The sequence below is a fragment of the Streptomyces sp. PA03-3a genome (assembly GCF_033792735.1).
Classification (GTDB): Bacteria; Actinomycetota; Actinomycetes; order Streptomycetales; family Streptomycetaceae; genus Actinacidiphila.
The window spans coordinates 1-15,024 of sequence record NZ_JARAVM010000054.1; the positions used below are offsets into that span (position 1 = coordinate 1).

Annotated in this window: 8 protein-coding genes and 1 pseudogene; 2 read left to right on the forward strand and 7 right to left on the reverse strand. The window is 68.9% G+C overall.

Annotated features, from left to right (window positions below; all coding sequences use genetic code 11):
• Nucleotides 1-146: 146 nt before the first annotated feature.
• The 4 genes from PV342_RS37645 to PV342_RS37660 form a co-directional block, all read right to left on the reverse strand.
• Nucleotides 147-356 (reverse strand): hypothetical protein, encoded by a 210-nt coding sequence (locus PV342_RS37645; protein WP_500320634.1) that lies wholly within the window; start codon nucleotides 354-356, stop codon nucleotides 147-149.
• A 6-nt stretch (nucleotides 357-362) separates the two neighbouring features.
• Nucleotides 363-962: a transposase gene (locus PV342_RS37650; protein WP_500320661.1), complete on the reverse strand. Its 600-nt coding sequence runs from the start codon at nucleotides 960-962 to the stop codon at nucleotides 363-365.
• Nucleotides 916-2,004, reverse strand: a complete 1,089-nt coding sequence (locus PV342_RS37655) for a protein kinase family protein (RefSeq protein WP_500320636.1) — start codon at nucleotides 2,002-2,004, stop codon at nucleotides 916-918. The genes PV342_RS37650 and PV342_RS37655 overlap by 47 nt, the downstream gene beginning before the upstream one ends.
• Nucleotides 2,005-2,485: 481 nt before the next feature.
• A complete protein-coding gene (locus tag PV342_RS37660) occupies nucleotides 2,486-2,746 on the reverse strand; it encodes a cold shock domain-containing protein (RefSeq protein ID WP_400805951.1) in 261 nt (86 codons plus the stop codon).
• A 342-nt stretch (nucleotides 2,747-3,088) separates the two neighbouring features.
• On the opposite strand from PV342_RS37660, the gene PV342_RS37665 reads away from it, so the two are divergent.
• Nucleotides 3,089-3,622, forward strand: a complete 534-nt coding sequence (locus PV342_RS37665) for a DUF4262 domain-containing protein (RefSeq protein ID WP_400805949.1) — start codon at nucleotides 3,089-3,091, stop codon at nucleotides 3,620-3,622.
• Nucleotides 3,623-3,845: 223 nt separating this feature from the next.
• Here PV342_RS37665 and PV342_RS37670 read toward each other — a convergent pair whose 3' ends face one another.
• Nucleotides 3,846-5,159: an AfsR/SARP family transcriptional regulator gene (locus PV342_RS37670; RefSeq protein ID WP_400805946.1), complete on the reverse strand. Its 1,314-nt coding sequence runs from the start codon at nucleotides 5,157-5,159 to the stop codon at nucleotides 3,846-3,848.
• 506 nt (nucleotides 5,160-5,665) lie between these two features.
• Nucleotides 5,666-9,460: a S8 family serine peptidase gene (locus PV342_RS37675; protein ID WP_400805943.1), complete on the reverse strand. Its 3,795-nt coding sequence runs from the start codon at nucleotides 9,458-9,460 to the stop codon at nucleotides 5,666-5,668.
• A 1,020-nt stretch (nucleotides 9,461-10,480) separates the two neighbouring features.
• Here PV342_RS37675 and PV342_RS37680 point away from each other — a divergent pair.
• The gene (locus tag PV342_RS37680) at nucleotides 10,481-13,831 is read left to right on the forward strand and encodes a S8 family peptidase (RefSeq protein WP_500320638.1); all 3,351 of its coding nucleotides are present in this window, start codon (nucleotides 10,481-10,483) and stop codon (nucleotides 13,829-13,831) included.
• Between the two features lie 735 nt (nucleotides 13,832-14,566).
• Here PV342_RS37680 and PV342_RS37685 read toward each other — a convergent pair.
• Nucleotides 14,567-14,902, reverse strand: a pseudogene (locus PV342_RS37685) (IS5 family transposase); the annotation flags it as partial.
• Nucleotides 14,903-15,024: the final 122 nt, after the last annotated feature.

Consider the following 15,024-nt stretch of genomic DNA (forward strand, 5'->3'; position numbering starts at 1 on the left):
CCACCCGCTACGACAAGCGCGGCTACGTCTACCTCGGCACCGCCACCGCAGCGACACTCGTCATCTGGCTCCGCACATGATCGGCCGGACAAGTCCTAGCTGCGCGACCTCTTAGTGGTCGGCTCCGAAAGTCCTTCGGGGATTGATCAGGCTGGCTGGGCGGCGGAGGATTCTTCCTGGTGATCGGTGGTGTGCCGGTCGAGTCTGGCCAGCAGATCGTCCAGGTCGGAGGTGGTGAACCTCCACTGGAACGGCTGTGCCGTGGCGTTGTAGCGGTCTTCGAAGTGTCGGAGCCGGTCCCTGACCTGGGTCAGGTTGGTGAAGTCGTTGGGCGAGACGACCTTGCGCTGCACCACGGAGAACTAGATCTCCACTTGGTTCAGCCATGAGGCGTGGACCGGGGTGTGCACCAAGACCGCGTTCGGGAATGCCGTGGCCAGCCGGTCGGCGGCCTTCGTGCCGCGGTGGGAGGAACCGTTGTCGACGATCCAGAAGACCCGTTTCGCGCTGGCGTAGGGTTCCTGGCTCATGACCTGGGTGACCAGGGCCATGAACGGCTCGGTGCCGGTGCGCGCCTCGGTGCGGCCGAACACCTTCGCGTGGTGGACGTCGTAGGCGGCCAGGTAGGCCATCGCGCCGCCGCGCCGGTAGGTGTGGTTGACCCGCATCGCTCTTGCCTGGCCCGGGGCGAGCGTTGGGTGGCAGCGGCAGCGGGCCTGAATGGAGGTCTTCTCGTCCGCGCTGATGACGTATTCGTCCGCGCCGATCGGCTCGCCGTCCCAGCTGCGGGCGTAGAGGTCCAGGACGCGGGCCGCTTTGGGGCGGAAGTCGGGGTCGGTGATGAAGATCCAGGAACGGTGCTGCCAGGGTTTGATCGCGTCCTGGTCGAGCCAGCGGCGCGTGGCCGCCCGTCCATCAGACGATGGACGTACTGCCCAACCCGCCGATCTCCTCCATCGGATACGGGGTCTGCCTGCTCTCTAGTTGGAACTTGCGGTAGAAGTCCGTCATCACTGCGGCGAGCGGGGCGTGGCGGGTGAGGATCGCCGCGACCTGCGGCGGAATCCCCTTCGGGCGCTCTCCTTGGGCACATGCGCGCACAAACGCACTGCGCTCTTCACCCCTATACCCGTACAGGGCAGTGACCAGCCAGATCACCAGATGTGTGACGGAGTAGCAACGGTCATAGGTCTGGTGTTCGGCGAAGAAGTCGGCCTCTTCCTTGGACAGGTCGAACCGGGAGGAGATCGCGAGACCGTAGTCCGCAAAGAACAGACGCTCACCGTCGGTCAGGATGTTCTGGAAGTGGGCATCGAAGTGCAGGAGACCGCGGGCGTTCATGAACGAGGTCCCAGCCTGCAGTTGCCTTTCGACCATGGCGCAAGCCCTCTCGGCCGCCTCGTCACCGGCTTTGACCTGGGCTCCCAGCCAGTCGTGCAGGTTCTGCGGGATGTACTCCAGGAACAGTGCGATGCTCGCCGAGGAATCTCGCACAGCCTCGATCCGGCGGCGCACCTGCGATCCGCCTCCCCAGTAGGTGACAGCCTTCTCCACGTCGGCCAGTTCCTCGGGAAGCGACTGCCCGGGGTGCGGCAGGACCCGCCAGTGGTACATCAACGGGAAGCCCTCAAAGTCCTGTGCGAGCACCCAGTTCGTCGTCATGGTGTGCACGGCCAGCTCCCTCCAGGCCCCAAAGCCCGGCCCCCCGATAACCCCGACACCAAAATGGGAGAAGGCAGGTAGCCCGAAGAGGTTCGCCGTGGACCGGACGTTCTCCGGCTGCCTTTCCAGATCGCTCAGCGGTACCCGCTTGACGAAGACCGGGGTCCCGCCGACGTTCAGCAGCGCCGATGTCCCGCCGATACCGGATCCCATCGGCTCAGCCGCATCCAGAAGGTCGCGCAGTTCGAGGTCACTGCACAGGGCCAGAGCCGTGGAGACTGCACTGTGAGCCGCCAGCCGCGCATCGCGCGACATGTCAACGCTCTCGACGACTGCCTCCATGTGGGCAACAACCTCTCTGAAACACCTGGGCGTCTCCGACGAGCACGTGCGCGCGACACACAGCCCTGCGGTTCGACTCTTGGCACGTGTAGCGGGCATCCAGGATCCGTTTTGCAAACACAGATCCGAACCCCCTTTCGGCTGCACTGTACGTGAAGACGACAACGAGATCGGGCGAACGCATTGCCTCGGCAAACCACCCCAGCTCAGCGGCTCGAAACTAGGCTGGCACGCAGCGGTCAAGCTTCACCGCGCCGTCCTTCGACGCCAGCCGGTGCACACACCCGTCAGGTTCAGCGGGGTCAACCCCCGAAGGACTTCCGGAGCCGACCACTTAGTGCGCTGACCGAGCGAGATCCGTCCTCCAAGGAAACCTGCGACACCCGCTTCAAAGCTTCATCCCGGATCCGGATGCACCCCGGCGGGCGCTGTCCGGCCTTCGGGGCTGCGCCACCCCCGTCTTCACAGTCAGCCGTGGAGGTCAGGCGGGGCGGGGAACGATGCTCACCGCCCGGTAGTCGTACCCGTCCTGCTTGAAGCCGGGCGCTTCCCAGATGAGATCGACCTGTTGCCCTGGTGACAGCGTGTGAAAGCCAGGCGCCTGAATGTCGGCGTAGTGGCCGAAGCACCCACCGGGAGTCTCGGGCGAGTCGAGGACACCCCAACCCTCCTCGTCCCTCCACTCACGCACAGTCGCAGTGACGACCGCGGCGACCTTACGGGTCCCTCTGCGACGAGTCATCTGTCTCTCCCCCTGCTGCGGTGATTTCGAGGTTGCCCGTGGACCGGTCGCCGCCTCAGTCGATACCGAGGATCGCGCGCCGGTGGTCGAGGTGGCGGCGAACGGCGGCGCCGTGATGATCGAGGGCCGGCCACCCCCGTGCGGCGGCGACCATGTGCTGTATGGCGAGGCTCTCGTCGTGCGGACCGAGTTCACGCCCGTCAGTCAGAGCACCCCAAATGACTAAACCGCCTGCGTGGTCGATGTGGTGAAGACGTCCACGGGCAGGTCCGCAGACCGCTCTAGTCGCCATCAGCTTATCTCCCGCCGAAGGGGCCAAAGCGCTCCCGTATCCTCACGGCCATGCCCACCGGTCACGACGCCTGCCACTGCGCTGTCCGCCAGGACGACAACGGAGTGGATCCCCCCACCCTGGCGACCGTGGACGTCATCCATCACCACCGTTGGCACGTCATGATGATCCCTGCCGACAACCAGGGACCCGGCTGGGCCTACGCCATTGGCCTGTGGCACCGCCACCGGATGCCCGAGCTTGCGATGTTCGGCCTGGACATCCGCCTGATGCAGACGATCCTCAACGACCTGGGTCGGCGCGCTGTTGAGGGACACCCCCTGGAAGAGGACAAGGAGCGGGACGACGTCGCCGGCGTGCCCGTCGTGCTCAAGCCCGTCGACTATCGCTGGTACAGGGCGTTCTTCGGCGCCGCGATCGGCTTCTACCGCAAGCCGCCCTTCCCCTTCCTCCAGGTCGTCTGGCCGAACCGCGACGGAGCCTACCCCTGGCAGCCCGGTGGAGAGGACCTGATCGGCCTCCAACCCCGGCTGGATCTGCGCCCCGACATGCACCCTGCCGGAGTGTGGACACAGGACCTGTGAACGCACGATGGCGGACCTTGATCGGTGCAGGGCCTGTGGCTCGGGCCCCAGGTAGGCTTCGCCGACGCTCGCGCCCGGCCGGCCGGGTGCGCAAATGGGGCGACGCCTCACCACCCTCCGGCACCACCGAAAGTGAGGCAGCGCCGTTCGTTGGACGGACCCCGACGGGTGGACGGCACATACGTCGCACGCAGCACCGCCGGGGGTAGGCCGAAGATGGAGATCAGCCGCTGGTGACGACCACCAGCGAACTCGGCGTGCCGGGCAGCAAAGGGCGTATCTGTTCCGCGTCACGGGCATTGTCGAGTACCAGCAGTATCCGCCGGCCGGAGAGCAGAATGCGATAAAGCGCTATCCGGCCCTCCAAGTCGGACGGGAGCAGCGACGAGGCGACCCCGAGGGACCGGAGAATCGATCCGGATGCCTCCATCGGAGTCATGGCCGGGCTGGAGGAATCACATCCGCGCAGATCTAGATATATGTGCCCATCGGGAAATCGATGTGCGATCCGGTGTGCCCAGACCACCGCGGGGGTGGTCCTGCCGGCTCGGGCCATGACGACGATCACGCCGATCGCCACGGTGGCATCACCTTGTGCATCGACCGCCAACAGGGCTTCGATCAGGCCGAGTTCGTTGTCACGGCCGACCACAGTCGGCAAGCCGGCGGGCGGCGGGGACGGAGCCCGGGGTGGTGACACCCCGAGGGCGGTTCCGGCTGGGGACCCGGGGGCGGCGGGGCCGACTTCAGGATCAGGAAATATGTCCGACACCAACAATTCGGGGTCAGCCCTCCGGACACGTTCATGGAGGACCTGCAGCCGGGGGCCGGGCTCCGCGCCCAGGTTCTCCGAGAGGAGATTCCACACCTCTCGGTACACCGCAAGCGCCTCTGCCTGCCGCCCGGTTTTACAGAGAGAGAACATCAGCATCTCCCTGAATCTTTCGTTCAGGGGGTGTTTGGCCACCAGATCGAAAAGCTCCGCGGTGGCCTCGCCGAACCGGCCGAGCTCGTATTCCACGTTGATGCGTCGCTCGACTGCGACGAGGCGCAGCGCCTCAAGGCGGTTGCGCTGAGACATCGCGTACGTTCCGGGAATTCCGGCCAGCGGTTCTCCGCACCACAGGTCGAGGGCATCGCGGAGATGAACTATGGCTCTGACGTGGTGTCCCGTTCCGACGGCCCCCTCGGCCATCGCAACCCGCTGACGGAACACACTTAGATCCAGTTGGTCCGGGGAGACCCGCAGTGTATAGCCATTACCCGCGGAGACGATGAACGAGGTGCCCGCATCGTGGGCCGGTCCCAGACTCTTCCGCAAACGGTGTATATAGGTGCGGATTGTCTGCCCAGCCGTACGTGGAGGAGCTGTCCCCCATACCGCCTCGATCAACTCGGAGAGCGAGGCATGGCCGTTCTCCCGCAGCAGGAGCGCCGCAAGGACCGCGCGTTGCTGAGGGGATCCCAGTTCGATCTCTGTCGAGCCGCGCTGGGCACGCACTGGGCCCAACACCGTGAACCAGAAGTGTTCGCTCACCTTGGCACTGTTCCCTCTCGATCCCCGCCTCGATTCGTCAGCGGTGGTGGCTACGGGGCGGCGGATCCACCGGAACAAGCGATGCGGCAGCGATGTGTGCGCGTCGCCCGTGCACAGCCCCTGCGGCACAGTCGCGTTGAGATAGGCGGGTCCTGTCTCCGCCCGGGCGCTCTTGAGGCAAGGAAGCCATCGAGGTCCGGAACCCGGCACGGGCAATCCCTTGCGGCCGACAACCGATGCCGATCACGAAACGAGTGGCCGGGGCGGGCGGCGTCGGCCATCGCGCAGCAGCGCCCAGCTTCGCCCCAGGCTGGGCCGGCGAACGCACCGGCAGCCGCGGCAGTGCGAGCGACCCATCGGTTTCCCATGTGTTCACGCCAGGTAGACGATGTGCCCGGCGTGGATGTGACGACTCGATGGTGGCGGATCGAGTCGCATCCCTCCGGCCGGCGCAGCGGGCCCGGGACGGCGTTCCGTCCCGGGCCCACTCGGGTGTGCGGTTCAGGTCACCTCAGGCCGAAGGCCCTGGTGATGGTCTGCTGCACGGCGTTCCCCCGGTCGTCGGCGGCCGTGGCGCGCACGGTGACGTGAGAGGCCTTCCTCGGGGCGTCGAGGGTGGTGCGCCAGCCGTCTCCCTTGCGCGTCACGTTGGCCTTGTGCCAGGTTTTGCCGTTGTCGTAGGAGAGCTCCAGGCCGACCTTCCCGATGGCCGAGGAGGGCGGTATGTCCTGGCCGGGGTCGGACGTCGGCGGGTGCTCGGCGGTGACGGTCAGGGACGCGTCACGCCGCGCCCTGCCGTCACGGTCCGTGTGGACGGCATAGTCGAGCTGGATCAGCGCCACGGCGCGGCCCTCGTACTGCGCACCGGCGGCGGAGGTGAAGTCCCACTCCGTCCGGGTCGCCGTGGAGAACGGGTTGCCCCATGCGCCGCGGGCGGTCTCCAGCACATACCGGTACGCCTGCCGCTCGGGCTTCAGACCGGTGGCGACGGTGAAGGTACCACTGCTGGAATTGAGGAGGGTGTCCCCCTGGTAGAGCGAGGCGGTGGCCCGGGCGTCCGGGGTCAGTGCGTAACCCTCGCGACGGGTGCCGGCGTCACCCCAGCCCGGAACGTTCACGAAGAGCAAGTCGTCCTGCCGGAAGTTGAATGTGCCGGGGAAGGAGGTGTTGATCCGGGGCCGGGTGACGGGTGCGAACCACTCGTCGGAGGTGGTGGTGCCGGCCTTGTAGGTCCGCGGTGGGGCCAGGATCCTGATCTCGCCGAGCACCGTCGCGGCCTGCGCCCACCGGACGCCGGATCCGGTGGAGACCCAGTCGGTGCGGGTACCCCGTGCCGGGCGCGGGAGTTCGGTGTCGACGCGGAGGCTTGGCGCGTCGGGCCAGACGGCGTAGCGGGTCTCGCGGGCGTCGGCCTGCCGGTAGTTCTTGAACGCGACGTCGATCCTGGCCAGGTCCTTGGCTGCGGGCCGGTAGACCGTGTCCGCCGGCACCGCGCCCTCCCAGGCGTCGGCCAGGTCGTACAGGTACTCGGTGGTGGGGTTGGAGAACATCTTCAGCTCGCTGCCGCCGGGGGCGGAGGCACGGCGGATGAGGCGGTCGCCCTGGTCCTTACCGACCGCGACGACGGTCAGCGGCGGGGTGGCCTGGGTGCGGGGGTCCAGCCGTCCGTCGCCGTCGTTGACGACGATGAGCAGCTTGGCCCCGGCCGCCGCGGCGGCCGCCACCTGTTCGCTCGCGGTCACCGTGTCGTTGCGGACCACGACAGCGGCCTTCCCGCTGACCCGCAGGCCCTTGTAGTCCGCCGCCGCACCCTGCCCTGCGTAGACCGCGTCGAGCCGGCTCGTGCCCTTGTGCAGCGGGGTGGCGCCGCGTCGTACGAGGATGTCGTCGACGGCCTCCTGCCGGGAGGCGAGCTTCAGCGGGGGCTGCTCGTTGCGCCAGCGGGTCCGCATGGTCAATGCGCCCTCGGCGACCTTCTCACCCGTGGGCAGCGCCCAGACGCTGTCGTACGTGGGCCACTGATAGAAGGACAGTTCGTGGGTGCCGGAGGCGTCGAGCGTGCGCTTGTAGTCCACCCGCATGTAGGTGGTGACGGACTCCTTCGGGGTGACCGCGGTGACCCGGCGGGTCTTGGAGGCGTCAAAAGTGAGCGTCGCGTCCTCCTCGAGCCGGAACTCCGGATCGGCGACCAGGGCCAGGCCGCGCGAGTGCGGACCATGGGCGCCCTCCACCGGGATGGCCGCGACGACCGACCAGGGCCCGGAGTACATGGACACAGTTGTGGATCCGCTGACGTATCCCGCCATGGTGATCCCGGGCCGTTTGCCCTGTTGAAGCACGACCCAGAAGTCGCCGGTGACGGGCTTGCCGGAGCGGTCCTTGGCCGCGATCGTGAGGTCGTGCAGCTCGTACGTGGTGACGAGACCGAAGGCCGTGGCGAGCTTGACCGAGCCACCGTCGGCGGCCTCGATCCGGGCGTTGTAGAGCATGGCCTCCTCGGCGCGGTCCGGGTGCGCGGTGACGGTGACCGCGGCGGTGCCGTGCGCGGGCACCGTCACCCCCGGAGCCGACAGCGTGAACAGGCCGGAGGGCGCCTTGCCGGCCTCGACCGCGAGGTCGAGGGTGACGGGGGTGTCGCCGTCGTTGGTGTACGTCACCTTGCGGTCGACGTTCACGCCCGGCGTCGGCGGCCACTCCTGCACGGCGTCGACCACTCCGGTGGCGTACACCTCGGCCTTGGCGGCCGCCGCGGCGTCCAAGCGGCCGTTGCCCGCGTCGTAGGCGGAGTAGTCGGGCGTGGCCTTGGTGGTGCTGACCAGGACGTCCTTGATCTGCTGCCCCGTCCAGCCCGGGTGCGCGGCCGCGACCAGGGCGGCGGCGCCCGCGACGTGCGGGGTGGCCATGGACGTGCCGCTCATGGTGGTGTAGGAGCCCTCACCCGGCGCGTGCTGCGACCGGGCGGCCAGCACGCCGACGCCGGGAGCCGTGATCTCCGGCTTGAGCGCGCCGTCCCCGACGCGGGGCCCGCGGCTGGAGAACGAGGCCAGCCGGTCGGCGGAGTCGACCGCGCCGACGGCCAGCGCCGCGTCCGCGACGGCGGGTGAACTGACCGCTCCCCGCGGGCCGGTGTTGCCCGCGGCGATCGCGAACAGTGCCCCGGTCTCGGCGCTGAGCGTGTTGACCGCCTCGCTCATCGGGTCGGTGCCGTCGGTCGGCTCGCCGCCCAGGCTCATGCTGACCACCTTGGCGTGCTGGTCCCGCACGGCCCACTCCATGCCGGCCAGGATCCAGGAGGTCTGGCCCGCCCCGGAGTTGCCGAGGACCTTGCCCACGTGCAGCCGGGCTCCGGGGGCGACGCCCTTCTCCTTGCCCTCGGACGCGGCGCCGGTGCCGGCGATGGTCGAAGCGACGTGGGTGCCGTGGCCGTGATGGTCAACGACGCTCTCGTCGGGGACGAAGCTCTCGGCGGCCGCGACCTGGCCGACCAGGTCGGGATGGCCGGCGTCGACGCCGGTGTCCAGCACCGCTACGTCCACGCCCTGGCCCGTGTCACCGCTCTCCCAGGCCTCGGGCGCGCCGATCTGCGCGACGGAGTCGGCCAGATCGGCCTTCACCTTGCCGTCCAGCCAGACACGCTGGATACCGCCGGCGAGCAGCGGGGCCGGGGCGCGCTTGGAGGTCACCGCACCACCCAGCGTGCTGCTGCGCGCGAGGGCGGAGGTGTTCACGTTCTTGGTGAGCGCGTCCCAGAACTTCCCGGCTTCGTCGCGCTTCTGCGCGACCGCGGCCCCCTGCAGGCTGGTCAGCGTCCGCAGGCGCACGGCGCCTTGGGGCAGCGAGGCGGCGCTGCGCGCGCGGGCCGCGTCGGCGTAGCGGACGATCAGCGGCAGATGGTCGCTACGCGTGTCGTCGTAGCCGTCGGCGAGCAGCCGCGTGACATTGAACAGGTCCTCGTCGAGGATCCCCGCCGAGACGTAGGGCAGCACCTCCTGCGGGTACACGAAGGTCTCGCCGTCGTGTGTGACGGAGTACGCCGACACCGGCCGGCCTTCGGGGTCCTCCAGCGACGTGACCGCGGACTTGCCGGCGCCCGTAACCGTCACCTTGTCGCCGTTGATCAACGTGATGGTCCGGGGAACGCCGGCGTCCTTGCGGATCGCCACACCCGCCGGGAGCGCGGTGTCCGCCGTATGGGCACCGGTCTGAGTGGCGGAGGCTGTGACCGCGCCGAGCGACGGCAGCAGCGCCAAGGCGATGCCGAGCGCCGTCAGCCTTCGGCCGCGTACAGGTGAACCAGGCAAAGGAGCTCCCAACCGAACTGAAAATGAACCAGCGGATGTGCGAAATACCAAAGACGAATGAATCCGCTTCCGGCCGGTCGTGTCGAGATCACCGGCATGTCACTTTGACGCCATGTCACCTTTGCGCCGATGCCTGCATGTGACCAAAAGGGTCATCTGCGCTGCCCGACCGGCCTCCCGCAAGTTCCCGAATGGCCGTACCCGGATAGCCACAGCACGTCCAACAGGGCGTTGGAATTCCGGCCGATCGGGGCGCCGGCCGCTGGACGGGGGGGAAGAGGAAGCCGAGGATATCGTTGAACGAGGATCCACAGAGCGGCGGTACAGCGGGCTCGGGGTGACGGGCAGCGGGGGGCGGCGAAAGCCCACATGCAGCCGGCGGCGGCCGGGCGCCGGTTCTTGACCGTACCGGCCACCACGGCATGGCAGCCCCCTGATCCGCGGGCCACCGGGGCTGCGCCGGCGCAGGCCTTCACCGCCCTGGCCTCGGCACATCGTGTGCGGTCGTCGCCGAACTCGGCTACGACCCGGGCCCCGGACCTGGGCGGCCGGGATCGCTGCATGGACCCGCCCTCGCCGCCACCCGCGAACTGGTCCGCGGCGCGTTCAAGCTCGGCGGGTACGTCGACACCGTTCGGCGGCTTGGTCGGGCGCGAGCGCACGTTGCCCTGACGCGGTGGTCCGGACACGGCACTACTGGGACGCGCGCTCCCCGAATGACCTCTTCGAATCCGGCCGTACCGAATGAGGCGGGCGGGGAAATTGCGGATTCCGGCCGGAAAGCGGGGACAGTGGGCAGGTTGGGGTCGAAAAGTTCGCTAATGCCGTGGATAACCAACCGGTTGACGACCAGTTTATCATTCGTCTATCCAAGATCAACCCGTTGACACCCTCTCGGGACTGGTGCTTCGCTGTGCGGCGCGCCCCAAGTCCACCGTGAAATCCACGCGTCGGCGCGGGGTGAATGAGCGAGAGGACACCGTGAAATTCACGTCCAAGAGACCTGCGTTCGGCACGGTCATGGGACTCAGCATGCTGTTGGTCGCCGCTACCCCGCCGGCGTCCCTGGCACTCGCCGCCCCCACCGGCACGGCATCGTCGGCCGCACAGCTCTCGGCCTCGGCCTTGGCCTTCGGGACGGGTCCCGCGATCAAGGGCACTTCGGCCGGGGCGGGTGTGCACCGGTGGATTCCGCTGATCACCGGTGACCGGATCGCGGTGGACGCGAAGGGCGGGATCGTCGCCGTGCATCCCGCCAAGGGCCGGGAGGACATACCCATCCGGGTGGAGACCCGCGACGGGCACACCTACGCCCTGCCCGACGACGCCCGGAGCCTCGTCCGGAGCGGACGGGTGGACCGGCGTCTGTTCGACATCACCACGCTGAGCACGCCGGCCTACGCGGACCGCCATGACCTGCGGCTCATCGTGATGTACGACGCGGCCCGTCCGGCGGCCAGGACGGCCCTGCGCTCCGCCGGGGGCGCCGAGGTCGAGCGCACGCTGCCGAGCGTCAACGCCGACGCCGTCGCCGCGCCCGCCAACGGCACCGCGGAACTGTGGTCCGCGATCACCGACGGGTCCGCCGACGCCATGAAGCGCAGCGTGGCTCCGGGTATCGCCTCGGTGTGGCTGGACAGCGTCGTGCAGGCGAGCCTGGACAAGAGCGTCCCCCAGATCGGCGGCCCCGAGGCTTGGGCGGCGGGTTTCGACGGCACCGGTACGCGTATCGCCGTCCTCGACACGGGAGTGGACACCACCCACCCGGATCTGGCCGGACAGGTCGTCGAGGAGCGGAACTTCTCCGACTCGCCGGACGCCGTGGACCGGTTCGGTCACGGCACGCATGTCGCATCCATCACGGCCGGCACCGGAGCCAAGTCCGGTGGCACGTACAAGGGCGTGGCGCCGGGGGCCCGCCTCCTCAGCGGCAAGGTCCTCGGCGACGGCGGCAAAGGCAGCATGTCGCAGATCATCGCGGGCATGGAGTGGGCCGTCGCCGAGAAGGCGGACGTCGTCAACCTGAGCCTGGGCACCTGGGACTCCCCGGAGATCGATCCGGCGGAGGAGGCCGTCAACAGGCTCTCGGCCGAGAGCGGAGCCCCCCTCTTCGTCATCGCGGCGGGCAACACCGGCGAGCAGGGCCCCGGCACCGTCAACTCCCCGGGCAGCGCCGACGCCGCCCTCACCGTCGGCGCCGTGGACAAGCAGGACAAGCTGGCCTCGTTCTCCAGCACCGGCCCGCGCGTCGGTGACGGCGGCATCAAGCCGGATCTGACGGCGCCCGGTGTGGCCATCGGGGCCGCGGCCGCGCACGACAGCTACCTGGGCACGGTCGCCCCCTCCGTCGCGGACGGCTACATGGCCCTCAACGGCACCTCGATGGCCACCCCGCACGTCGCCGGCGCCGCCGCCATCCTCGTCCAGCAGCACCCCGACTGGACCGGCGACGACATCAAGGACGCGCTGGTCTCCTCGACGACGCCCGGCGGGTACACGCCCTTCGAGCAGGGCTCGGGCCGCGTCGACCTGCGGAAGGCGATCAAACAGACCGTCGTCGCCCGCGAGACCTCGCTCTCGTTCGGTGTCGCGCAGTGGCCGCACACCGACGACCAGCCGCTCACCAAGGACCTCACGTACCGCAACTCGGGCGACTCCCCGGTCACCCTGCAGCTGACCGTGGACGCCACCGGCCCGGACGGAAGCGCCGCGCCCGACGGGATGTTCACGGCGGACCAGCAGGTCACCGTCCCGGCACACGGCGAGGCGACCGTGAAGGTCACCGCCGACACCCGCCTCGGCGGTGACACGACCGGTGCCTTCACGGGACGGATCACGGCCACCGGCGACGGGCAGACCGTCGGCACCGCGCTGGCTGTGGAACGTGAGTCGGAGATGTACACCGTCACGGTGAAGCCGCTGGACCGCAAGGGCGAGCCCGCGCCCGCCCCCGCCTGGGACGCCCAGCTGCAGGGCCTGTCAGGACCCGCGATGGGAGTCGGCGTCGTGCTGTACGGCGACACGTACTCGGTGCGTCTCCCCAAGGGCCGGTACTTCCTCAACAGCATGGTCCGCGTGGACCCGGAGGGCACCTACAGTCAGGGCGGTGACTGGTTCAACCAGCCCAACCTCGACGTCACCAAGGACACCACGGTGACGGTGGACGCACGCACCGCCAAGGCGCTCGACATCACCGTCCCCGACCGATCCGCCCAGCAGATATTCGGCCACTTCAGCGCGGGCATCGATCTGCCCGACGGCTCCGACACCCTATACGGGGTCTTCACCAGCTCCCTCGCGAAGTACCGCACCGCCCACCTCGGCCCCAAGGCGCCCGCGGGCGACACACTGACCCAGCAGCTCGCGGTCAGCTTCGCCACCGGCGTCAACGGCCACGACGAGTACAGCCTGGTGTACCAGCCGACCGGTGACCGCTACCTCACCGGTTTCACCCACCACGCCAAGTCCGGGGAGTTCGCCAAGGTCCAGGTGAAGCTCGGAGCGCCGGCGAAGGGCAAGTTCGGGTTCGTCACGCCGATCACCGAGGGCGGCGCCGGCCTCGGTGCCGTGCACGGCCTGCCCTACACCGGCACCCTGCACCTGTTCTCGGGGAACGACTCGTGGCAGCTGGGCTTCATGCAGGTCGACGCGAACGACGCCTACGAGACCGGCTACGACGCACTCGCGAGGACGTTCAAGCCCGGACGCTCCTACCAGCACGTGTTCAGCGTCGGTGTCTTCGGGCCGGATCTCCCGGAGGGCGCCGGACTCATCGGGCTGCTCCGGGCCGACGAGGCGATCGACGGATGGCTTCCGCTCTTCTCGGACAGCGAGGGGAACATCAGCAACAACAACTCGCCGATCGAGAGCGCGCGAACGTCCCTCTACCGCAACGGCGAGCTCGTCAACATCAGCCTCAACCCGATGGACGTCTTCTACGTCGCGGAGAACGAACGTGCCGACTACCGGCTGACCGTCTCGGTCAAGCGCGGCACGGTCGCCGACGTCTCCACGAGCATGACCGCGAGCTGGACGTTCTCCTCCGAGTTCGCCCCGGGGATCACCAAGCTCCCGACCTCCGTCGTGCGCTTCACCCCCGCCCTGTCCCTCGACAACACGGGCAAGGCCCGGGCGAAGGTGTGGGTGCCCGTCACCGTCAAGGGCACCGCCGCGGGCAGAAACCTCAAGTCCCTGAGCGTGTGGGCCTCCTACGACAAGGGAGCCACCTGGCAGAAGCTCAACGTCTGCGACGGCCGGGTCCAGGTCACCAACCCCAAGGCCGGCGGCAGCGTCTCGTTCAAGGCCCAGGCCGTGGACAAGCAGGGCAACACCGTCGACGAGACCATCATCGACGCCTACCTGACGAAGTAACCCGCCCCCGCAGGACCGGAGCCGCGGCCCAGGGCTCACGCCCGCCGCGGTTCCGGCCTACCGGAGCCACTGCAACGACCTCCGGCCCCACCGGGCCCGCACGGACTGGCCCGCCACCCTCCGCTCCGTGCACACCGACTACCCCTCCCGTGACATGGCAGACCAGCTGTACGTTGACCCCGCTGCCGCGTTGAGGAAGCTTTCGGCAGGTCCCCGGCCGCCTACACAGCGGCCGGGGCGGACGCGGGGGCCGCGGCAGCGCTGGCCGGCACCGCGTTCACGCCGCGGCGCCTGTACGGGCTGTTGTCCCTGCTGCAGGTGGCCGACGTCTCCGACGCCGTCGCTCTCACCGCGCGCACGGAAGATCAGTGGGCTTCGGCGGGATGGCCGCTGACCTGGTGGGTCAACCCGGTTGCTCAATGGCACGAGCCGGCTGGCCCCTCCAAGTGCTGGCGAGCCAGCGAGGCCGCGCTTTGGCGACGCGGATCTTCTCCAGCACCTGTGCGAACTGAGTACAGTCCGCCCGCTGTCCCGGGGTGACGATCAGGGACAACCGGCGGCAGCGGCCGTCCGCGCTCAGGTGGAGTTTGCTGGTGAACCCGCCCCGCGAGCGGCCCAGGCCCTCACTTGCCGCACCACCTCCACCAGGCGGGCGTGCAGGCTCTGCCACGCGGTCTCGTCCATGTGTTCTGTCGGCTCGTCCCCCTTTGAGGCAGGCACTGGTGGGGGATCGGTGCGGGCGCCGGCCGCGTGCTGGTGCGCGCGGACGATGGTGGAGTCCACTGAGATGTCCCAGTCGATCTCATCCGCGGCGTCCGCGGCGGCCTGGACCTCCTGCGGCAACCGCTCCCATGTTCCGTCGGCCGACCACAGCCGGTGCCGTTCGTAGACCGTCTTCCACGGCCCGTAGCGTTCCGGCAGGTCGCGCCACTGCGCTCCGGTCCGCACCCGGTGCGGAATCCCGTCGATCACCTGTCGGTGGTCCCGCCACCGGCCACAACGTCTGTTGCTGACCAGCAGGAACGGCCGCAGCCGTTCCCACTCCGCGTCTGTCAGATCGCCCCGCCCCATGTCCACATCAACGACCCGAACACCAAGTAGTCACATGATCGGCCGGACAAGTCCTAGTATCGCGCTCGGCCGGCGTCACCCGGATACGCCGCCGCGGTGGAAGCGTGACCACGAAGGCGTGA

What these genes read in the sequence shown, in the direction of transcription:
- PV342_RS37660 (WP_400805951.1), bottom strand. Translation starts at nt 2,746, where the DNA reads ATGACTCGTCGCAGAGGGACCCGTAAGGTCGCCGCGGTCGTCACTGCG.
- PV342_RS37655 (WP_500320636.1), bottom strand. Translation starts at nt 2,004, where the DNA reads ATGGAGGCAGTCGTCGAGAGCGTTGACATGTCGCGCGATGCGCGGCTG.
- PV342_RS37665 (WP_400805949.1), top strand. Translation starts at nt 3,089, where the DNA reads ATGCCCACCGGTCACGACGCCTGCCACTGCGCTGTCCGCCAGGACGAC.
- PV342_RS37680 (WP_500320638.1), top strand. Translation starts at nt 10,481, where the DNA reads ATGGGACTCAGCATGCTGTTGGTCGCCGCTACCCCGCCGGCGTCCCTG.